The sequence below is a fragment of the Acinetobacter sp. genome (assembly GCF_049284435.1).
GTDB lineage: Bacteria > Pseudomonadota > Gammaproteobacteria > Pseudomonadales > Moraxellaceae > Acinetobacter.
This window is the reverse complement of sequence record NZ_JBAPXX010000118.1, coordinates 24,293-45,573: the sequence shown is the minus strand read 5'-3', so window position 1 is coordinate 45,573 and position 21,281 is coordinate 24,293. Positions and strand designations below refer to the sequence as shown.

Genomic DNA, 21,281 nt, shown 5'->3' with positions numbered 1-21,281 from the left:
ACTCCTACTTACATATAGTTTCCAGAATTTGCTTGTCTGAATTCTGGAATTGGTTTTCATTCAGAATGAATTGAGCCTGGCACTGCTGTCCTCTATTAGTCTTTACTTTAAAGTTGTAAGTGCCTGCTTTAAATAGATATAGGTAAACAATGCCTTGACTATCAACAAAAGAAGGTTCTGTACTTAGACCATCTACAAGAACCTCAGAGCCTATGACTAAATTATTTTGTTGTGCATCTTTAATTCTTAGCGCAATACGTTTGGTTTTATAGATAGGAAAATCCAGCTTATATCCACGTTGATCCAGACCAATAATTTTTTTAGAAGAGTGTTCAAAAGTTTCTTCCATCGCTAACTGGTTATGGTCAAAAGAAATATCGTAATGGATATAAGGGATGATGTTATGTATAAACATATAGCCTTGATTATTGGTGCTTCCAGCCAGACTCGCTGAACGATAGATATCAAGATTTGGGTGTTGATCCACCTCAACCAGAGCAAAAGCATTATCAGCATATTTGGTGAATGCCATTTTACCACCCAGCCAGACCAAGGCACCCTCAAACATAGCCTGTGAATTACGACGATTCTCATATTCATCATGGGAAAGTTGTAAATTACCAATACTGGTTTTCCATAAACCATAAGCATTGTAATTAACCTCTTCTTCAGTGCGATTAACCCCCAAAACATAATCAAAACCATTCTGAGTCATCGTTCTGTGACTAAAACTTAAACCCGTTTCATTATCCTCAGTATCGTGATTTAAATAAATTTGACCCTTTTCTTCCCAATCGTAAGATAAGGCAATATTGAAACCATGATCCCCATCATTCCCAAAATCTTTATAAAAGCCAAAATTTGTATATAATTTTTTTGTTAAGCTTTTTGAAGCTCGAATATCAAAAATTTTCTGAGTATCATTACTAAAACCATTTTGATCATAATAAGATTGATAAATATAACTAAGATTTAATCCATCAATGAATCCCAAATTAGAAAAATTAAAATATAGAATATTTGAGGCTTCAATATTAGAGTCATATATATCACCACTTAAATATTGATATTCCTGAGTAAAATATCGACTACTTAAACCAAAGGACCAGTTTCTAAAATCCCGACTTAGAGCTATCGAAGCTGCATATCCTTGCTCATCATTAGCTTCTGCTTGGCTAACTGAAAATGCACTATCCATAAGCAAATATTTACTTATTCCTTGGGTCCATAAAAAATCAAAATTGCTGACATCTTTACTATATAAAAAATCTCCTCCCAAGGTCATTGAAGAAGTTATACCCCGCCGATAAAACAATTTTGTAAAAAACTCCCGATAATCATCATCGACATAATCATAGTTATATCTAAGTTTACCTAATGAAATATTATATTCGTTCAATTTTGGCTTTAATAATCGACTATTAATATAAACTGGAAAACTCTGGACTGTCCTATTCCCTAAAATATCTTCTACAACAATTTGCGCATCACCCGCCTGATTCAGCATTGCTCCAGCAGGAAGATTATAATTACCGGGGGTCACAGAATCCCGATATAAACGCACCCCATTAATATATAGATCAATTGTTGAGGGTACGCTTGCACTCCCATTTAAAGTCGGAGCATTCCAGTAAACAAAGTCTGGACGATTTGTATAGTTGGTACCAAAGCTTAGCCCCCCAAACCGAAAAGAATTATTTAAACTGCTATAAGGACTCGTCGTATCTCCCAAGGTAAGTCTTGAAAAGATTTTTGGAAATTCAACATCGAGCGTCGTATTGACACGTAAAAATCCTTCTTCAATATCTTCAGGTTCATTACGATATAAAAAAGCATTTTTTAATAACCAATAATCTTTAAATATCCCAATTTCTGAAAATGTATTAAACTCCTGTTCTTCATCATCTTTATTATAAAACAAGCTATAATTAACAAACCCTCCAAAATTCGCTTTTTCGGGATTTTCTATCTCTAATTCATAATAAGTATCTTCAAAATAATTGACTGGAAAATTAATTTTAATGGCTTGTAAACTATAATCATCTTCAACTGTTACACCTGGTTGATTCAATAAACAGAACTCTTTCTTGACCACATGACGGGGGATCCTTTCAATGTGAATTCCTATTCTGGATAAAGCCTCACACTCAATATATCTCTTCCCTCCATCAGAAAAATGAATTGCTTCAGTTTTATAATCTAAGCCATTTACCCATATATTTACGATGAACATTTCTAAATTGTCTTTCTGCCCCCTCTGTTGAATATTTTCAGCATTTACATTTGTTAGCCCCATCCCACACGCGATCATTAGAAGAATTTTAGTCACCTTCATAGCACCATCCTTTTACTATTTATTCTTTTTATAAGCATCTTCTAGGCTTTTACAGGAAATTCCAAATATCCCTCATGATCCTCTACTTTTATTTTTAATTTCAAATCTCCATTTTCTTTTAATTCCCCAAGTTCAAATTTAATTTTATTTCCACTCAAAATATATTGAACAAAATCTTTTTTCATGAGTTGATTATTTTTACTATCCAATACTATAACTTCAGTAATTTTTGCATGAGATTTAGATAAATTATTTACATTTAGATAAACCAGTTCATTATTTTTTTGCAGATCTATATTTAATTGTGGTGCAACCTGCTTTCCAGCAAAAAAAGGCAGTGAGAAATTAAACAAAAAATTAATCGAAGAATTATCATCAACTGGTGTTACTTCTTTAAAAATGATCCTCCATGATTGCTGTTGCTCTAAATTTAATGGGGGTTGGCTAAACCCGATACGGACCACTTGTTTACTTTCAGGTTTTAGCTCAAATGTTTTTGGATTAAACAATAAAGTATTATCCTCCAATAGAACATCTTCACCTTTTTCATTTTGCTGCCATTTAAATGCACTAATTTCATATATTTTTGAAGTACTTAATCCTGTACTTTCAATATTAACAGTTGTACTTTTCTGTCTTTTAAAATCTTGAATATAGAGTTGGATAGGACTGAATTTTATTCCCGCTGATAAAGAAAAACTAAACAAAAACAATATAGAAAATCCTATAATTTTTTTAATCATATTTCACTCCTAAACCTAAATATAATTATTATTATTAATCATAAAAATATTAAAATAGGAGATGTGGTACATCTCCTACCTATTCAAAATGTTATATAAAAAATTTCTTATTATTAAAATCGAACTTCTACGTTATATACACCACGATAAGTACCAGCATCAGCTGCTTCAACCGCACTACCAGCCACTGTAGCTGCTACATCCCAACGATGGGCTTGTCCTTTGGTACTTGACTGAGTGCCATAATAAGCTTTTCCACCACGTGTAGTAGTCACAACTACAGGTACAGTATTCTCACCATTGCGCAAAGTATTTAGTGGATTAATATTTAATCGATAAGGGGCATTTGTGCTGACATTAAAGAATCCCGCATCGCTCCAATTACCTCCCGTGGTTTGTGCAAGTGTTAATCGAGGTGTCTCAACATCTAAATCACAATGTCTTGGAACTTCCAAAACAATATCAATTTTTCCGTCACATTTGTCTCCACATCCATGTTTGCCTGGTTTATGAGGTTTATTTGGACCCTGTTGTGGAGGACCGCCTCGGTTTGCTTCTGCTGCGTATAGAGCTGTTGAACTAAAACCAAAACCCAGTACGAGTGCTGCCAATGTGGCTTGAGTCATTTTTTTCATATTTTTCTCCATTTCTTTTTTAAAAGAATATATTTTTCTTTTATTTTTAACGCTTATATCCCAACTCTTAGAATTCAGAGCTATTTTTCTAAGCGCCTACTTATATTAGTGCGATTATTTTAATTAACGTACAAAGCTTTAATATTCACAATATAGTCGCCTATATTTTTATAAAATCATCCATCTATATATTTATTTATTTTATAAGCACTTAGACTTATATATAAATTATTAAAAATACAATCCATTTAAAATTATAAGCATTCCATAAGTTTCATAACACCTCACCTAACAGATAAAAATATCCACAAGATATTGATATAATTATTTTTTACAATTAAACAATTCAAGCTGGAAATAACTCTTACAAATACTTACAATTTCCAGATTCTGCCCTTTAAAAAAATTATTTTTTTTATTTTTTATTGTTATTTTTACAGCATCATAAAAACTTAATATTTTTCAGCTAGACAAACAATTACAATCAAGCAACACAAAACATATATTAAAACTAAAGCATAAAAATTTGACAAAGTAAATAATTAATTTAATTAATCAATAATTTTAATATTTAAAAATTTAATTTCAGAATTAATATTCTAATAAATATTTTTTTGATTAAACTTAATATAAAAACCAGAGAAAAATATTACTTTGACGGATATATAAGAATAAGTTTAGTGGCGTTTACTTCAATATTTACTCAATTAAATGGTTGTAAAGATCGTATAATTACAGTTCAATAACTGATTTATAGGAACTAAATACTAAAAAAGTAAGTGTGGACATGATCAATAAAGAATGAGCTTTTACGCTATGTCTTATTTTTTGGAGATAAAAATAAATTAGAATTTCAATATATGAACTGCTACCACAATCGCAGCTACTTAATCCAAACCAATTGAATTAATAATTTTGCTTTTTAAAGACCATGTTTCTGTATCAACTAAAACAGTGAATAATTCAATATTATTTCGACTAAACTCTTTTAGCTGTTCGATTTTAGGAACTTTATAATCCTCAATTAAATTATTACATTGCCTTCTTTGATCACGATAACCATTTTCTCCAAGATATATCTCAACAAATGCATCTGATGGAATTTTTTTTAAGAATATTCCCCTTAATCCAATATATTTTCTTCCCCACTTTTCTCTATCCAACTCAAATTCGTAATCATCTTTTGAATTATAAGAATGGTATTGGTCACTTTCCAAGCACTTCACAACTCTTACTTCTTCTTCATAAGCCCAATGTAATTGCTTATAAAGAAAAGCATGTTTCAGCAATCTCTCATGAGATTCCCACCATATATGATGTCTACTTCCAATTTGCATTAATTGCTCGGCATCTATTGAATTAATATGTTTTGGTACTGTATTCACATAAATCATCTCTCCTCTCTGAGCAGGAATCGTATAATTTTCAAAACTTTCTAAACCTGCCTTTTCTGTATCAATCTCGATCACCATTCCTTTATGACTATCTGCATAATGAGACCACATTAAAGGATTTAAGGGGGCTCGAGTTAAAGACAATACTGCATATTTATTGATAAACCGACTTCTTACAGCTTGCGTTTCTACACTAACATTTACCGTCCCCCCCATTAAAGCTAAAGCCGTCACCTCAAATGGATCATTAAAATCGCGCGACAAAGAAAAGCCTAAAGTACTTGTTTCTAATATTTTTAAACCAGCATCAAAGCCAACATATTTATATAAAATTATTATTCTTATCCAATAAAAAACCCCGCTTTCGCAGGGCTTTTATAGCATAAAAATCAGCCAACTAAGAGATTAGTTTTTCTATTTATCAACGATTTTGTTTGCTTGAATCCAAGGTACGAAAAAAATGGGAAAGCACTGCTTTCCCATTTTTTAAGGCACGTAACGCAACCTTAGTTCTTTTCTTTATCTACGATTTTGTTCGCTTGGATCCAAGGCATCATCGCACGTAACTTGTTACCCGTTACTTCGATACCGTGAGCCGCGTTTTGACGACGACGAGCAGTCATAGATGGGTAGTTCAACGCACCTTCTTGGATAAACATCTTCGCGTATTCACCAGATTGAATACGTTTAAGCGCATTGCGCATTGCTTCACGAGACTGTTCGTTGATTACTTCAGTACCAGTTACATATTCGCCGTATTCAGCGTTATTTGATACAGAGTAGTTCATGTCCGCGATACCACCTTCGAACATCAAGTCAACGATCAATTTAAGTTCGTGTAGACATTCGAAGTATGCCATTTCAGGTGCATAACCAGCTTCAACCAGAGTTTCGAAGCCCATTTTAACAAGTTCAACAGCACCACCACAAAGAACTGCTTGCTCACCGAAAAGATCAGTTTCAGTTTCTTCACGGAATGAAGTTTCGATGATACCTGTACGGCCGCCACCTACACCTGAAGCGTAAGAAAGAGCAACGTTACGCGCATTACCAGAAGCGTCTTGGTGAATCGCGATAAGGTCAGGAACACCTGAACCACGTTGGTATTCAGAACGTACTGTGTGACCAGGAGCTTTAGGTGCAACCATGATTACGTCTAAGTCAGCACGTGGAACAACTTGGTTATAAAGAATCGAGAAACCATGAGCAAATGCTAAAGTAGCGCCTTGCTTGATGTTTGGCTCAATTACGTCACGGTAAAGTTGAGATTGGAACTCATCTGGAGTCAAAATCATAACTACGTCCGCTTGTGCTACAGCAGCAGGAACTTCAGCAACTTTAAGACCTGAATTTTCAGCTTTCTTCCAAGAAGCAGAGTTCGCACGTAAACCTACAGTTACGTCAACGCCAGAATCTTTCAGGTTAAGCGCATGCGCGTGGCCTTGTGAACCATAACCAATGATCGCCACTTTCTTAGATTGGATGATAGATAAGTCACAGTCTTTATCGTAAAAAATTTGCATTGCTGTCTCCGCTTAAATGCTTGTTTGTCCGTTAAATCAGGCAATGACCCTTAAATTTACATTGCCTGATACCCTCTTCTTGTTCAGATGAGGAAATACTTAAAATTTAGATGGTGAGTACTTTTTCGCCGCGTGCAATACCTGATACACCTGAACGTACAACTTCTAAAATCGTGTGTTCTGCAAGTGCATCAATAAACGCATCCACTTTCTCAGTCGTACCTGCGATTTGAATGGTATAGGTCGTTGGGGTTACATCGACAATCTGACCACGGAAAATATCCGCAGTACGTTTGATTTCGTCACGCGATGAACCCAATGCTTTCACTTTGATCAGCATCAATTCACGCTCAATATGTGCACCTTCAGACAGGTCAACCACTTTCACCACTTCAACCAGCTTGTTAAGCTGTTTTGTAATTTGCTCAATCTTGTGATCATCGCCATAAGTGGTCAATGTCAAACGTGAAAGTGTTGGATCTTCAGTCGGGGCAACATTCAATGTTTCGATGTTGTAGCCACGTTGTGAGAACAAGCCGACTAGGCGGGAAAGCGCGCCTGATTCGTTTTCTACGAGTACAGAGATAATATGTCTCATTTCGTGCGCTCCCCTTTAGCCAACCACATATCCTGCATCGACTGACCCGCAATCAACATCGGGTAAACGTGCTCGGTACGATCTACCATAACGTTAATAAATACGCACTTGTCGTTAATCGCCATCGCTTCTGCAAGCTTAGACTCTAGATCATCGGCATGATTAATCTGAATACCGACATGACCATAGGCTTCCATCAGTTTGGCAAAATCAGGCAATGAATCTACATAAGAACTTGAATGACGTCCTTCATAGTTCATATCTTGCCATTGTTTTACCATCCCTAAAGCCTGGTTATTCAAGCACAGAATTTTTACATTCAGGCCATATTGCTTACAGGTCGAAAGCTCCTGGATACACATCTGAATCGATGCTTCACCGGTGATACACACTACTTGCTGTTCCGGGTATGCAAGCTTCGCAGCCATTGCATACGGCAAGCCGACACCCATAGTGCCTAGACCACCTGAGTTGATCCATTGACGTGGACGTTTGTATTTGTAATACATCGCACCAAACATCTGATGCTGACCGACGTCAGAAGTAATGATCGCTTCGCCATTGGTCACTTTATCCAATGCCTGAACCACTTGTTGTGGCTTCATTACGCCATCAACACCTGCTTCAAAACGACCGCCATGAACCTTGCGCCATTCATTGATCTGTTTCCACCATGCCGCAATCGCTTCAGGATTTGGCTTAGAAACATTAAGCTGTTTCAACTGGTTCAACATCTCATTCAATACAGGCTCTACAGCACCGACAATTGGAATGTGCGCCATAATGGTTTTTGAAATCGTCGCTGGGTCGATATCAATATGAATGACTTTTGCATTCGGACAGAATTTCGCAGGGTTATTAGTAACACGGTCATCGAATCGCGCACCCACACACAGAATTACATCTGCATTATGCATGGTCATGTTGGCTTCGTAAGTACCGTGCATACCCAACATACCGATGAACTGTTCATCATCACCCGGGAATGCGCCAAGACCCATCAAGGTATTGGTCACTGGATAACCCAATAAATGTGCTAGCTCTGTCAATTGTGCTGAAGCATTGCCTTGAACCACACCACCGCCCGAGTAAATCACAGGACGTTTAGCATGGATCAATTCTTCAATCGCTTTACGAATTTGACCTGAGTGACCACGGTAAGGCGGTTGGTAAGAACGCATCTTCACTTTTTCAGGATATTCGTATGCAAATTTTTCTGCAGGATTGGTAGCATCCTTTGGAATATCGATCACAACAGGGCCTGGACGACCAGATGAAGCGATATAAAATGCTTTTTTGATAATTGCAGGAATTTCGCTGGCATGACGCACCTGGAAACTATGTTTCACGATGGGACGTGAAATACCGACCATATCGGTTTCCTGGAATGCATCTTCACCAATCAGATGACTTGCAACCTGACCCGACAAAATCACCATCGGGATTGAGTCCATATAGGCCGTTGCGATTGGCGTTACCGTGTTGGTTGCACCTGGACCTGAGGTCACCAGTACCACACCGGTCTTACCTGTTACGCGTGAGTAAGCATCTGCCATGTGACCGGCAGCTTGTTCATGACGCACGAGGTAATGATTGATTCGGTCTTGTTGAAATAGCGCATCATAAATATGAAGAACTGCGCCGCCTGGGTATCCAAAAACATGTTCAACGCCTTCGTCCGCTAATGCGCGAACAAGCATTTCACCACCAGATAGAAGTTCCAACGTGATTCACCCTAATATTATTACACCGCAGAAATGGGAGGCATTTGCAGTGTTTCATTTGTTAACTGTCTGCACTGTTATAGCACAAAAATTTCATAGTTTTCATAGCAATAGGAAAAAAATCTGATCTCTTTGCTGTTCGAGCAATACAAGACCTAAAACATGTTGGGATAAACATATTTTGCTTAGCTTTGTTCAATTTCTCGGCTAGAGAAATCGCCCACTGCATGAAATGACACTTAGTCGAAGGGTGATCGATCTAAGGCATATAAAACTATTGCAGCATTCTTGTGTTTTCAGGCTTTAAAGTCAAGTTTAAAAAACAGGCAACAGCCACTTATCTATACCAGATTTGCTGTTTTTAACAGCGATCGGGAGAGCAGACAGGAATACAGCCTGAGCCTATCAATCTATAATTCAATAAAATTCATAAACTTATATATTTAATTTTATAAATTTTTAGTATGTCTTATATAAAAAAAATGAATGATTTTTTATTAAATGAAGTGAAGTTGTTTATCAATAAATTTTGTATACGAAGATTTTCCTCTGATTTTTTATACTCTAGATTGAGCTTATTTAAGCAGTTAGCTTTGAATAAAGCAGATAAAAATCCATCATTTTTACTGAAAATATCACTACAATAATTGCAGTATTGCATGCCTAGCAAGCCGAGGCCCAAGAACAATGAAAATATCTTTTTTAACCGTCTTCAGTTTGAGTTGCACAGTTGTTTTGAGCATCTGTAGCACCAGCGCTTCCGCGATCCAGTACCATAAATGGGTCGATGCGAAAGGCGTCACGCATTATACCAAGACGCCACCGCCGAAATCTGCGAAAAAAGCCACCACAGTGGATACTTATGGCTGGAAAAATTCAGCACCGGCATCTCCAAGAACGGCTGAAACTGAAGTGCAAACTGAGAACACATCTCAAGAACCACAGCAACAAGCCCCTCAAGTTCCTGTGAATCAGGACCAGCAACAACGTGAAGCGAACGAAGCCTTGCAGCAATCTAAAAATCGTGCAGTCGCTTTATAAGGCGCTTTCATATAGAACAGCGTGTTTTTTCTTCGGGAAATGCCGGCGCAAAATTCACTTTTAGGTGCATTTTGCGCTATGCTGTGCAACAGACTTTTTTCACCGTAATTCACTGATACGTTTATGACTACTCACATTGATTCCGAATATCAAGCCAGTGCGATTGAGCCTCAAGTCCAACAGGATTGGGAATCTCGCAAAGCCTTTAAAGTTGCCGACAAAGTAGAAGGTCCACGTCGTTATATTCTCTCGATGTTCCCTTACCCAAGTGGCAAGCTGCATATGGGTCATGTGCGTAACTATACGATTGGTGACGTGATCAGCCGTTTCCATCGCTTAAAGGGTGAAACGGTCCTGCAACCGATGGGTTGGGATGCTTTCGGTCTGCCTGCTGAAAACGCAGCGATTGCACACCAGGTTGCGCCAGCAAAATGGACTTTTGAGAATATCGCCTATATGCGCGACCAGTTAAAAAAACTCGGTCTTGCAGTAGATTGGGATCGCGAATTTGCGACCTGCACACCAGAATATTACCGTTGGGAACAATGGTTATTTGTTCAGCTTTATAAAAAAGGCTTGATCTACCGTAAGCTTTCAACCGTGAACTGGGATCCAGTCGATCAGACTGTTCTTGCCAACGAACAGGTTGAAAATGGTCGCGGCTGGCGTTCAGGTGCATTGGTGGAAAAACGTGATATCCCAATGTACTACTTCCGCATTACTGATTATGCGCAAGAGTTGCTTGACGACCTGGACACGCTTAAAGATGGCTGGCCACAACAAGTTCTAACCATGCAGCGTAACTGGATTGGCCGCTCACAAGGGATGGACATTACCTTCCCTTCAGCAAATCCAGAAATCTATGCAGACGGTTTAACAGTATTCACTACCCGTGCCGATACTTTGATGGGCGTGACTTATGTTGCAGTTGCAGCAGAACACCCGATGGCGCTGAAAGCGGCTGAAACAAACCCAGAATTGGCTGCATTCATTGAAGAATGCCGTATGGGTTCTGTGGCAGAAGCAGATCTTGCGACTGCCGAGAAAAAAGGCATGGCAACCGGGCTATCTGTTAAGCATCCTGTGACTGGCGAAGAAGTTCCGGTTTGGATCGCCAACTATGTATTGATGTCTTATGGTTCAGGTGCGGTGATGGCGGTTCCATCACACGATGAACGTGACTTCGAATTTGCCAACAAATACGGCTTGACCATCAAGCAAGTGATTGATGCCAAAGGCGCAGATGATGCTGACTTTGATGCGACTCAATGGCAAGAATGGTATGGCTCGAAAGAAGGTAAACTGGTCAATTCAGACGAATTTGACGGTCTAGATTTCCAGGGTGCATACGATGCATTCCTTACCAAATTAGAACCAACAGGCCTGGCAAGTTCTAAAGTTCAATTCCGTTTACGTGACTGGGGTGTTTCCCGTCAGCGTTATTGGGGTTGTCCAATTCCAATGATCAACTGTAATACCTGTGGTCAGGTACCAGTGCCTGAAGATCAACTTCCTGTTGTTCTTCCAACGGATGTGGTTCCAGATGGTTCAGGCAACCCACTGAACAAAATGCCTGAGTTCTATGAAACGACTTGTCCATGCTGTGGTGGCGACGCACGTCGTGAAACAGATACGCTGGATACTTTTGTGGAATCGTCTTGGTATTATGCACGTTATGCATCGCCAGACTTTACTGGTGGCATGGTGAAACCTGAAGCCGGTCAAACCTGGTTGCCTGTGAACCAATACATCGGTGGTGTTGAACACGCGATTCTGCACTTGTTATATGCACGCTTCTTCCACAAATTAATGCGTGATGAAGGTGTGGTACAAGGCAATGAACCATTCACTAACTTGTTAACGCAAGGTATGGTGCTAGCAGATACCTTCTATCGTGAAGCTGAATCTGGCAAGAAAACCTGGTTTAACCCGGCAGATATCGAACTTGAAAAAGACGAAAAAGGCCGTGTGCTTTCTGCCAAATATAAAGAAGATGGCCAAGAAGTTGTGGTTGGCGGTCAGGAAAAAATGTCGAAATCGAAAAATAATGGTATCGACCCGCAATCGATTATTGACCAATACGGCGCAGATACAGCGCGTGTGTTCATGATGTTCGCGGCTCCACCTGATCAATCACTGGAATGGTCTGATGCCGGGGTTGAAGGTGCAAACCGCTTCCTGAAACGTGTATGGCGTTTAGCAACAGGTTTCCTTGAAAAAGCGAATACTGCTGCCAGCATCGACAAAGTGGCACTGTCTACGGCTGCACAAGATTTGCGTCGTAAAACGCATGAAACCATCCAAAAAGTCGGTGATGATATTGAACGTCGTCATGCATTTAACACAGCCATTGCTGCATTGATGGAACTTCTAAACGCGAACAACAAGTTTGAAGCCCAAGATGACAATGACGTTGCTGTTGCACGTGAATCAATTACCACGCTGTTAACTTTACTTGCACCATTTGCACCGCATTTAAGCCAGACTTTATTGGCTGAATTTGGGATTGAATTGAATTCAACTTTATTCCCTGCAGTAGATGAGTCTGCGCTGACACGTAATACGCAAACCATCGTGGTTCAAGTCAACGGTAAACTCCGTGGCAAGTTAGAAGTATCTGTAGATGCCTCTAAAGATGATATTTTGGCTCAAGCCAAAGCATTGCCTGAAGTTCAGCAATTCTTGACGGGTCCAACCAAGAAAGAAATTGTGGTACCGAATAAATTAGTAAATTTGGTGGTTTAATTTAATCCCTCCCGACCTCCCTTTAAAAAAGGGAGGAGAATCCATTTTTATAAGATGGTTAGGAAAGTCCCCCTTTGAAAAAGGGGGATTTAGGGGGGATTAAAAACAATTCCCAAACAAAGCCCGTTGCCAGCCAACGGGCTTTGACTTTACAATCCAGTTCAGGATTTCAAATATTCCCTTTCGGGAAGCATAGAGGGCAACACATGCATTTGGGCAAACGTTTAGCAGCAATTGTTTTAACTTGTGGTCTGAGTGCAGGCTTAGTCGGCTGTGGCTTTCATCTGAAAGGAACCAATCCGAGCTCCGCACCTGTTGCTTACTCTGTCATGAGCCTGTCTTTACCGCCCAACACTGAAGAACTGCAAGAAAAACTGGCGGTTTACCTCGGTGCTGCAGGCGTACAACTGAGTAATGCACCCAATGCTTATGTGTTACGTGTCCTGGATTACACCCCTCGCCGTCTGGAACTGAACGGTAAACTGGTTGAAACCTTACTACGTTTAAACGTGACTTTCCGGATTGAAGATGCACAAGGCAATCCGATCACTGAACCACGGACTGTCGTGGCAACGCGTACGTATCAATATGATATTGAAACCGTCAACACCGATGACCAGGAACAAAAATATCTGAATCAGGTCATTATTGACGATGTGGCACAACAGATCGCGCGTCAGATTTCATCGAACCGCTTACCCTTAGCCAAACAAAATACCCCAGCGCAACCTGCTCAATAAGACCGCCTTATGAAACTTGATTATCTGCAAGCCCTGAAACGTGTCGATGAAGCTCGCGGGGCCTGGGTCTTGCATGGTCAAGAGCCTTTGCTGGAACAGAATTTAATTGATGCCTTTCGTGCCAGCTGGCAAAAGCAGGACATCGAGCGTCAACGCTATGACATTAGTTCGGTCGCCGACTGGAAAACCGTCTTTAATGCCTTGAACAGTTTGTCGCTGTTTTCAACGCAATTGGCGATTGAAGTACACGGCAATATCAAACCGGATGCCAGCGCGATCAAGTTACTGAAAAGCTATTTGCAGCATAATGAACAAAACCTGCTGTTGGTGGTGATGCCCAAACAGGACAGTAATAGCCTGAAATCCAGTTTCTTTCAGCTGATTGATGCCAATGGTGTGAATGTTTCGCTGGTGGCCAATTATCCGAAAGACCGGCAGCAGATTCTGGGCATTGAAGCTGAAAAACTCGGCATCCGTTTAGCCAATGATGCCTGGCAATGGCTGGAACAACATCATGAACACAACCTGCTTGCGGCAAAGAATAGTCTGATGCGGGTCAGCGATACTTTTGCTGAAGTCGATGTCATTCAGGTTGATCATTTATATGCCTGTTTACAAGATCAGTCACGTTATAGCACCTATGATTTGAGTGATGCTCTTCTACAAGGCAATCTTTCCCAGTCGATCAAGATTTTTCAGTATCTGGTCGCTTCAGGTGAACCGATGAGCCTGATTTTATGGAGTCTCGGCAAGGAAATGCGTCTGTTGATGCAGCTGTTTGAACAACCGCAAAATGCCTTGCAAATCGGGATCTGGAAAACCAAAGTCGGGTTATATCAACAGGCCTTGCGCCGTCTCAGTCCACAAACTTTTCTGGCTTGGCCAAGGTTATTATTAAGAATTGATGCCTCAATTAAAGGACTTGGACATGAGAATCCGGAGCATCTGGTACTACAGGCGATTTCCAGTATCTGTGGTAAGCCCCTATTTCACTAAGTCTTTGTCAAAATTCGAAAAATAAAATAATAATCATTCCTATTAGTTTAAAAAAATACACGATTTATCCTAATTTCGCTTTTATAATCGTTCACAATTCTCTGATTTTGAACCGATATTGATCATGCCAAAAATAAAACCGACGAAACTGATTATGGCCGTCGTGATTGCCATTGGGCTCATCGCTGCGGGGTGGTACTTCCTCAAACCCAAAGAACAGCCTCTGCAATATATTACGGCTGAAGTCACCCAAGGCGATATCGAAAGCTCTGTACTGGCGACTGGTATTCTGGAAGCGACCAAAATGGTCAGCGTGGGGGCGCAGGTTTCGGGTCAGGTCAGAAAAATGTATGTAGAACTGGGGGATCAGGTCAAGCAGGGCCAGCTGATTGCGCGGATTGACTCCGTTCGTCAGGAAAATGATTTAAAAACCGCTGAAGCCAGCATTAAAAATCAGATGGCACAACTTGCAGTAAGACAGGCAAATCTGGCCAAAGTTGAAGCTGAATACAACCGTCAGAAAGCCATGTATGCACAGGATGCCACTTCTCGCTCGGAGCTGGAATCTGCATTTGCGAACTATAAAACAGCACAAGCGGATATCACCGCCATCAATGCACAGATTGAACAGTCGCGTTTGACACTGGCGACAGCTAAAGAAGACCTCGGCTATACCCAGATTGTGGCACCGATGGATGGCACGATTGTGGCGATTGTGACCGAAGAAGGTCAGACTGTAAACGCCAACCAGAGTGCGCCGACCATTGTCAAACTGGCCAAACTTGACACCATGACCATTAAAGCTGAAATTTCTGAAGCAGATGTCATGAAAGTAGAAGAAGGTCAGACGGTTTATTTCACCACGTTAGGCAATAACGAGAAAAAGATTTACGCCAAACTGCGTCAGGTTGAGCCTGCACCCAATTCAATTAATACTGATAGCAATACATCAAGCTCATCGTCAAGTTCTGCGGTGTATTACAACGCATTGTTCGATGTACCGAATGAAGATGGCAAATTGCGTATTGATATGACTGCACAAGTTTATATCGTACTGGATGAAGCCAAAAATGTGCTGACCATTCCTGCTGCGGCCATTCAAGGTTCAAACCGTCCGTCACGTGCCAATCGTGGTGAAGGCGGCCCGGCATCACGTCCTGAAGCTGAATCGGCTCAAGGCAACCGCCCTGCCGGTGAACGTCCAGCGCGTCTAAACCTGTCTGACGCAGAACTTGCGCTGATTGAGCAAGGTAAAGCACAGCGTGGCATGGTTCGTGTCTTGCAAGCCGATGGCACTGCAAAACCAACCCCTGTATTGATCGGTTTGAATAACCGTGCTACTGCGCAAGTGCTGAAAGGTTTAAAACGTGGTGATCAGGTGGTGATTGCCGATGGTTCTGATACGTCCAATGATGCAGCAAAACGCGGTGGCAATAGCCGTGGCCCAATGAGAATGTAAGCATGAATTCACAACAACAGCCTCTCCTCGAGGTGAAAAATCTGGTTCGTGAATTCCCTGCGGGTGAAAGCACGGTCCAGATTTTAAAAGGGGTGAATCTGGAGATTTATCCGGGTGAACTGGTGGCGATTGTCGGCCAGTCCGGTTCGGGTAAATCAACCCTGATGAACATTCTGGGTTGTCTGGACAAACCGACCACGGGTAGCTACAAGGTCAAAGGCAGTGAAACCCGAGAACTGGAAGCGGATGAACTGGCGCAATTACGCCGTGAATATTTCGGCTTTATTTTCCAGCGTTATCATCTGCTGGGTGATTTAAATGCCGCAGGTAATGTCGAAGTTCCTGCAATTTATGCCGGTGCAGATTCATCTGAACGGCATGAACGAGCAGTCAAGATTCTGACTGATCTGGGTCTGGGTGAAAAAACCCAGAACCGTCCAAGTCAGCTCTCTGGTGGTCAGCAGCAACGTGTCTCGATTGCCCGTGCGCTAATGAATGGCGGTGATGTGATTTTGGCGGATGAACCGACAGGTGCATTGGACAAGAACAGCGGTATTGAAGTGATGCGCATTTTGCGTGAACTGAATGCCAAAGGTCATACCATCATTCTGGTCACGCATGATCATAATGTAGCGAAAAATGCGACCCGGATTATCGAGATTTCAGACGGTAATATCATTTCCGACCAACCCAATGTTCCTGAAGTCGAAGAGCATCTGGAAAAACAGCCGCTAATCCGCAGTGAACAAAAGAAGATTTCTTCATGGCGTTCTGCAGTTGACCGTCTCGGTGAAGCCTTCCGGATGGCATTGCTGGCCATGAATGCGCATCGCATGCGGACTTTCCTGACCATGCTCGGAATCATTATCGGTATTGCTTCGGTGGTCTCGGTGGTCGCACTGGGCAATGGCTCACAAAAACAGATTCTGGAAAATATCAGCAGTCTGGGCACCAATACCATTACCGTATTTCAGGGCCGAGGATTCGGGGACAATTCCAGATCTTCACAGTCCAAAACCCTGATTCCAGCCGATGCCGATGCACTGGCCGAACAGCCTTATGTCGATGGCGTCAGTCCGTCGGTGAATAGCAGTGTCACCGGCCGTTATAAAGAAATTGAAGCCTCGACCACGGTCAACGGCGTCAGTGAAGATTTCTTCTATGTGCGTGGCATGACTTTCCAGTCCGGTCAGCCTTTTGACCGCAGTAGTGTCATGCAACAGGCGCAAGATGTCGTCATTGACACCAATACCAAAAACACCTTCTTTAAGGATGGTACCAATCCGGTGGGTCAGGTGATTTTACTCGGTAGTGTACCGAGCCGGATTATCGGGGTGATCGACGCGCAAAAAGGCATGATGGGCAATAATGACAGCCTGAATGTCTATCTGCCTTATTCTACCGTGATGAGCCGTATGCTGGGGCAATCCAATGTGCGTAGCATCATTGTGCGGATTAAAGATGAATACCCAAGTGCGGCGGCTGAAAATGCGATTCTGAATCTGCTGGTACAACGGCATGGCGCGCAGGATGTATTTACCCAGAATGCCGATAGTATCCGTGAAACCATTCAGCAAACCACGGCGACCATGACCCTTTTGATTTCAGCGATTGCGGTAATTTCACTAGTGGTCGGCGGGATTGGGGTGATGAATATCATGCTGGTATCAGTGACTGAACGTACTCAGGAAATTGGGGTGCGTATGGCGGTGGGTGCACGTCAAAGTGATATTTTGCAGCAATTCCTGATTGAAGCCGTTCTGGTCTGTATCTTGGGTGGTATTTTGGGTGTACTGCTTTCCCTCGGGATTGGCCAGCTGATTACCCATTTTGCTGGTGGCACTTTCCAGATGGCATATTCAACCACTTCAATTGTGGCTGCCTTTGTCTGCTCAAGCCTGATAGGGATTGTGTTTGGCTTTATCCCGGCACGTAATGCCGCTCGTCTGAATCCAGTCGACGCGCTTTCTCGCGAATAAGGAACCTGATATGCAAATGAATTTAACCAAGCTTGCCAGTGCCCTGTTACTGGGAAGCTCGCTGGTCGGTTGTGCCGCAGTGGTAAAAACACCGTATGAGCAGCCTGCAATCAATATGCCGGGCAGCTTTCAAAACAATAAGGTTTTAAGTCAGCAAATTCATGCCGATATTTTGGCAGATCAATGGTGGACTTTGTTTAAAGATCCACAATTAAATAATTTGGTAAATGAAGTATTGGCGCAGAATACCGATCTGGCAGTGGCTGGCATCAGTTTACAACAGGCCCGCATTCAAGCCAGACAGGCTCAAAGTCAGCAAGGCGTTCGTGTCGGTGATGCTCGAATTTCGACGGGTCATCGTTTTAGCTTGGATGGTGGTGGCGATTCTTCGACTGGCCTTTCACTTGGTTATCCAGGCTTAAGCTATGAACTGGATCTGTTTGGCAAACTGGCCAATCAGACCGAAGCCGCTCGCTGGGAGGCCTTAGCTTCTGAAGAAGACTTACAGGCAACTGCACAAAGCCTGATTGGCACCACGGCGCAGCTCTATTGGCAACTGGCCTATCTGAATGAACGTTATAGCGTGGTACAGCAAAATCTGGCGACGGCGCAAAAAACCTATGATCTGGTGCGGGTACAATATCGTGCCGGCGCAGTACCCGGTCTGGATTTAACCCAGACGGAACAGGCCATTCAAAGCCAGCAGACAACCTTAAGCCAGATTGAACAGCAACGTGTGGAAACGCGTACTGGCTTGGCAGTATTGCTGCATATGCCGGTACAACAGCTTGCGATTCAAGAGCCAAGCCGTTTACCGAATATTCAATTGCCGAGCATTCAGGCCGACTTACCGGCGAGTTTATTATCACGCCGTCCTGACCTTCGAGCGACTGAACTGCGCTTGCGTAAGGCACTAGCCAATAAAGATGCCAACAAAGCCAGCTACTATCCATCAATTAGTTTGACCGGTAATCTGACCACCGGTATTGGCAGCAGTACTTCCCTCTCCAATGCCCTGAAAAATCCGGTTGCAACTTTAGGTGCCGGTCTGACCTTGCCTTTCCTGCAATGGAATGACATGAAACGTGATCTTCAGGTGAATGAGCTGGAATATGAAAAAGCGATTATACAATATCGCCAGACCATGTATGAAGCCTTTGCCGATGTGGAAAATGCCTTGTCGAATCGTACTGAGCTTACTAAGCAGGTTACATTACAGCAACGTAATGTCGAACTGGCTGAAAGAACTGAACGCTTGACTGAAGTGCGTTATCGTAATGGTGCAGTAGCTTTAAAGAATTTGCTGGATGCACAGGAAACTACGCGCAATGCACGGCTGTCTTTGGTGCAAACCCGACAGAACCAGTACAATGCCTATGTCACCTTGATGCAGGCATTGGGTGGTAGCCCGATTAAACAATTGCCTTAAACGAAGCTTGATCCATAAAAAAACCGCTGTTCAACAGCGGTTTTTTAGTGTGTGTGATTCGAGGAAAATTATTGCATTTGCAAATAAGCATTCACATTTTTCAATAATTCAATTGATCGCTCATGTCCGAGTAAACTGCCTTTTTCCAGCCAGTCCCGTGCGATCCCGATATCACGCTCCACGCCAATGCCCTTGGTATATAAACGCCCAAGATGACTATAGGCATCTGCATTCACCTGCGCTGCCGCCTGCTGATAATACTGCACGGCTTGCTCAATATTGCTCTCAACACCTTGACCCTGTTCATATGCTTCACCCAGAGCATTTAGCGCCAAGCCATTCTTCTGAGCGACTGCTTTTTGCAGATAGCTCAAGCCTAAGGCAATATCCTGCGTAATCTGTTGACCTTTCAGATACTTCAAGCCCAATTCCGCTTGTGCCTGGGCATGACCCAATTGCGCAGCCTGATGCAGATAGCGATTTGCCAGCTCTAAATTGTTCACAAAGACAGGATAAATACCTGATAGGGCTTGATACAGGAACCAGGCTGCTTCTTTCGAATCTTTGGTAACGGCCTGATTCAGATACTGGATGGCTTTATCACGGGTCGGCAATGGATATTCAGCCAGACTATAAAACCGGCCGACGATATAAATCAGATCGGCCTCAGACCGAGCTTCAATCTGCCAATAATCTTGTGCAGCATTCTGAATCATTTGTGTAGCTTTGGCAGTGTCTTTTACTATACCGACACCATTTAAATAACACAGTGCCAGACCTATCTGGGCATACACATAGTCAGCATCTAGCTGATGCGCAGCCTGATATAATTCAAATGCTTTTTGCGGTTCGTTGGCCACCAGGTGCTGCTCAAAATACAGTGCGGCAATTATGCATAAGGCAGGCACATGTTGGCTGTTGGCAGCTTCTGACCAGTAACGAAATGCCATGGTTTCATTTTTATCGACATACCAGCCATGAAAATAAGCCAGCCCGATTAAGGTCTTGGCTTGTGCATCGGCGTGTTCTTTGGACTGCTGCAATAAATGCTGGAATACGCGCTGACGCTGGTCGGTATCGATACGGCCTTGTAACACACCGGCATAATAATCATAGAGACCTTTCTGGTCACCGAGACTGATACAGCGTTTAATAAATTGCAGCGATTGCGTCAGGTCTTGGGGCAGAATCTGTCCATGCGCATAATCATCGGCGATCTGCTGATTGGCGGCCAAATGATCTTGTTGTGCCGCCAGAAACAGATAATGAATTCCTTGCACTAAATCTTGGGTCGTTGAATCTGCCAAATAATACTGAGCCAACTGATACTGCGAATTGGCATGGCCTTGCCCGGCATTTTGAATTAATAATGCCAGACGCTGTTTTTCTGCAGTCATCTCGTTTTGAGGCTGGCCTTCGATAGAAGAAAGTTCAGGGATGCGGTACTGGGCATCCAGATTGCCACGCGCCACCGCATGTCGGTACCAGTACAGGGCTTTTTCCGGGTCAGCCATTTGATAGTGCTGCTCCTCATGAATCTGGCCCAGATGATAAGCAGCTTCATCACTACCCAAGCGAAAAGCCTTGTCTAGATAGCTAATGGCTTTTTCAGTATTTTGCTCATGTCCCAGACCTTGCAGATGCATTAGCCCCATACCTACATAAGCTTGTGGAATTTCCTGTTGCTGAGCCAGCCCCTGATAAATCTGATAGGCACGTTCATAATTCGGATGTTCCAGATCTGAACTGAAACGTGCTGCATGTTTCAGTTGAGCATCAATCTGCTCAATCCATAAATCATGTTGTACAGCCTTCGCCTGATCACGTTTCACCGGATCCGGACGTTTCCACATCCAGATCGCCAACGCCCCTATCCCCAAAATCAGTACCAGCAAGAACCACATAGCTGCTCCACAACATTATTTTTGTTCTGCGAATGA

The 21,281-nt window shown here is 42.2% G+C and carries 15 protein-coding genes; 7 read left to right on the top strand and 8 right to left on the bottom strand.

Going from position 1 to position 21,281, the window contains the following annotated elements; translation table 11 throughout:
- Nucleotides 1–4 precede the first annotated feature (4 nt).
- The 7 genes from WAK81_RS10375 to WAK81_RS10345 all read right to left on the bottom strand — a co-directional run bounded on the left by WAK81_RS10375 (nt 5) and on the right by WAK81_RS10345 (nt 8,952).
- On the bottom strand, nt 5–2,335 hold the full coding sequence (locus tag WAK81_RS10375) for a fimbria/pilus outer membrane usher protein (RefSeq protein WP_422196743.1): 2,331 nt from the start codon (nt 2,333–2,335) through the stop codon (nt 5–7).
- A gap of 41 nt (nt 2,336–2,376) precedes the next feature.
- Nucleotides 2,377–3,078 (bottom strand): molecular chaperone, encoded by a 702-nt coding sequence (locus WAK81_RS10370; protein ID WP_422196742.1) that lies wholly within the window; start codon nt 3,076–3,078, stop codon nt 2,377–2,379.
- Nucleotides 3,079–3,191: 113 nt separating this feature from the next.
- The gene (locus WAK81_RS10365) at nt 3,192–3,713 is read right to left on the bottom strand and encodes a hypothetical protein (protein WP_422196741.1); all 522 of its coding nucleotides are present in this window, start codon (nt 3,711–3,713) and stop codon (nt 3,192–3,194) included.
- Between the two features lie 887 nt (nt 3,714–4,600).
- The gene (locus WAK81_RS10360; RefSeq protein ID WP_422196740.1) at nt 4,601–5,371 is read right to left on the bottom strand and encodes a DUF2971 domain-containing protein; all 771 of its coding nucleotides are present in this window, start codon (nt 5,369–5,371) and stop codon (nt 4,601–4,603) included.
- A gap of 242 nt (nt 5,372–5,613) precedes the next feature.
- Nucleotides 5,614–6,630: a ketol-acid reductoisomerase gene (ilvC, locus tag WAK81_RS10355; RefSeq protein ID WP_004278368.1), complete on the bottom strand. Its 1,017-nt coding sequence runs from the start codon at nt 6,628–6,630 to the stop codon at nt 5,614–5,616.
- Nucleotides 6,631–6,736: 106 nt separating this feature from the next.
- A complete protein-coding gene (gene ilvN / locus WAK81_RS10350) occupies nt 6,737–7,228 on the bottom strand; it encodes an acetolactate synthase small subunit (RefSeq protein WP_004278369.1) in 492 nt (163 codons plus the stop codon).
- A complete protein-coding gene (locus WAK81_RS10345) occupies nt 7,225–8,952 on the bottom strand; it encodes an acetolactate synthase 3 large subunit (protein WP_422196739.1) in 1,728 nt (575 codons plus the stop codon). The genes ilvN and WAK81_RS10345 overlap by 4 nt, the downstream gene beginning before the upstream one ends.
- 687 nt (nt 8,953–9,639) lie before the next feature.
- On the opposite strand from WAK81_RS10345, the gene WAK81_RS10340 reads away from it, so the two are divergent.
- From WAK81_RS10340 to WAK81_RS10310, 7 genes are all read left to right on the top strand, one after another.
- On the top strand, nt 9,640–9,993 hold the full coding sequence (locus tag WAK81_RS10340; RefSeq protein ID WP_422196738.1) for a DUF4124 domain-containing protein: 354 nt from the start codon (nt 9,640–9,642) through the stop codon (nt 9,991–9,993).
- 123 nt (nt 9,994–10,116) lie between these two features.
- Complete coding sequence (gene leuS / locus WAK81_RS10335) at nt 10,117–12,738, top strand: leucine--tRNA ligase (protein WP_422196737.1); 2,622 nt, start codon at nt 10,117–10,119, stop codon at nt 12,736–12,738.
- A 206-nt stretch (nt 12,739–12,944) separates the two neighbouring features.
- Nucleotides 12,945–13,478, top strand: coding sequence for a hypothetical protein (locus WAK81_RS10330; protein WP_422196736.1), 534 nt, complete (start codon nt 12,945–12,947; stop codon nt 13,476–13,478).
- Between the two features lie 9 nt (nt 13,479–13,487).
- Nucleotides 13,488–14,474 (top strand): DNA polymerase III subunit delta, encoded by a 987-nt coding sequence (holA, locus tag WAK81_RS10325; protein ID WP_422196735.1) that lies wholly within the window; start codon nt 13,488–13,490, stop codon nt 14,472–14,474.
- A gap of 124 nt (nt 14,475–14,598) precedes the next feature.
- Nucleotides 14,599–15,933, top strand: coding sequence for a MacA family efflux pump subunit (locus WAK81_RS10320; RefSeq protein WP_422196734.1), 1,335 nt, complete (start codon nt 14,599–14,601; stop codon nt 15,931–15,933).
- A gap of 2 nt (nt 15,934–15,935) precedes the next feature.
- Nucleotides 15,936–17,912 (top strand): MacB family efflux pump subunit, encoded by a 1,977-nt coding sequence (locus WAK81_RS10315; RefSeq protein WP_422196733.1) that lies wholly within the window; start codon nt 15,936–15,938, stop codon nt 17,910–17,912.
- A gap of 10 nt (nt 17,913–17,922) precedes the next feature.
- On the top strand, nt 17,923–19,341 hold the full coding sequence (locus tag WAK81_RS10310; protein ID WP_422196732.1) for an efflux transporter outer membrane subunit: 1,419 nt from the start codon (nt 17,923–17,925) through the stop codon (nt 19,339–19,341).
- A gap of 68 nt (nt 19,342–19,409) precedes the next feature.
- Here WAK81_RS10310 and WAK81_RS10305 read toward each other — a convergent pair whose 3' ends face one another.
- On the bottom strand, nt 19,410–21,245 hold the full coding sequence (locus tag WAK81_RS10305; RefSeq protein WP_422196731.1) for a tetratricopeptide repeat protein: 1,836 nt from the start codon (nt 21,243–21,245) through the stop codon (nt 19,410–19,412).
- Between the last annotated feature and the right edge of the window lie 36 nt (nt 21,246–21,281).

Excerpts from the sequence above, each read along its gene's own strand:
- WAK81_RS10365 (WP_422196741.1), bottom strand. The coding sequence starts at position 3,713 with ATGAAAAAAATGACTCAAGCCACATTGGCAGCACTCGTACTGGGTTTT.
- WAK81_RS10320 (WP_422196734.1), top strand. The coding sequence starts at position 14,599 with ATGCCAAAAATAAAACCGACGAAACTGATTATGGCCGTCGTGATTGCC.
- ilvC (WP_004278368.1), bottom strand. The coding sequence starts at position 6,630 with ATGCAAATTTTTTACGATAAAGACTGTGACTTATCTATCATCCAATCT.
- ilvN (WP_004278369.1), bottom strand. The coding sequence starts at position 7,228 with ATGAGACATATTATCTCTGTACTCGTAGAAAACGAATCAGGCGCGCTT.
- WAK81_RS10330 (WP_422196736.1), top strand. The coding sequence starts at position 12,945 with ATGCATTTGGGCAAACGTTTAGCAGCAATTGTTTTAACTTGTGGTCTG.
- WAK81_RS10370 (WP_422196742.1), bottom strand. The coding sequence starts at position 3,078 with ATGATTAAAAAAATTATAGGATTTTCTATATTGTTTTTGTTTAGTTTT.
- WAK81_RS10310 (WP_422196732.1), top strand. The coding sequence starts at position 17,923 with ATGCAAATGAATTTAACCAAGCTTGCCAGTGCCCTGTTACTGGGAAGC.
- holA (WP_422196735.1), top strand. The coding sequence starts at position 13,488 with ATGAAACTTGATTATCTGCAAGCCCTGAAACGTGTCGATGAAGCTCGC.
- WAK81_RS10305 (WP_422196731.1), bottom strand. The coding sequence starts at position 21,245 with ATGTGGTTCTTGCTGGTACTGATTTTGGGGATAGGGGCGTTGGCGATC.
- WAK81_RS10340 (WP_422196738.1), top strand. The coding sequence starts at position 9,640 with ATGAAAATATCTTTTTTAACCGTCTTCAGTTTGAGTTGCACAGTTGTT.
- leuS (WP_422196737.1), top strand. The coding sequence starts at position 10,117 with ATGACTACTCACATTGATTCCGAATATCAAGCCAGTGCGATTGAGCCT.
- WAK81_RS10315 (WP_422196733.1), top strand. The coding sequence starts at position 15,936 with ATGAATTCACAACAACAGCCTCTCCTCGAGGTGAAAAATCTGGTTCGT.
- WAK81_RS10375 (WP_422196743.1), bottom strand. The coding sequence starts at position 2,335 with ATGAAGGTGACTAAAATTCTTCTAATGATCGCGTGTGGGATGGGGCTA.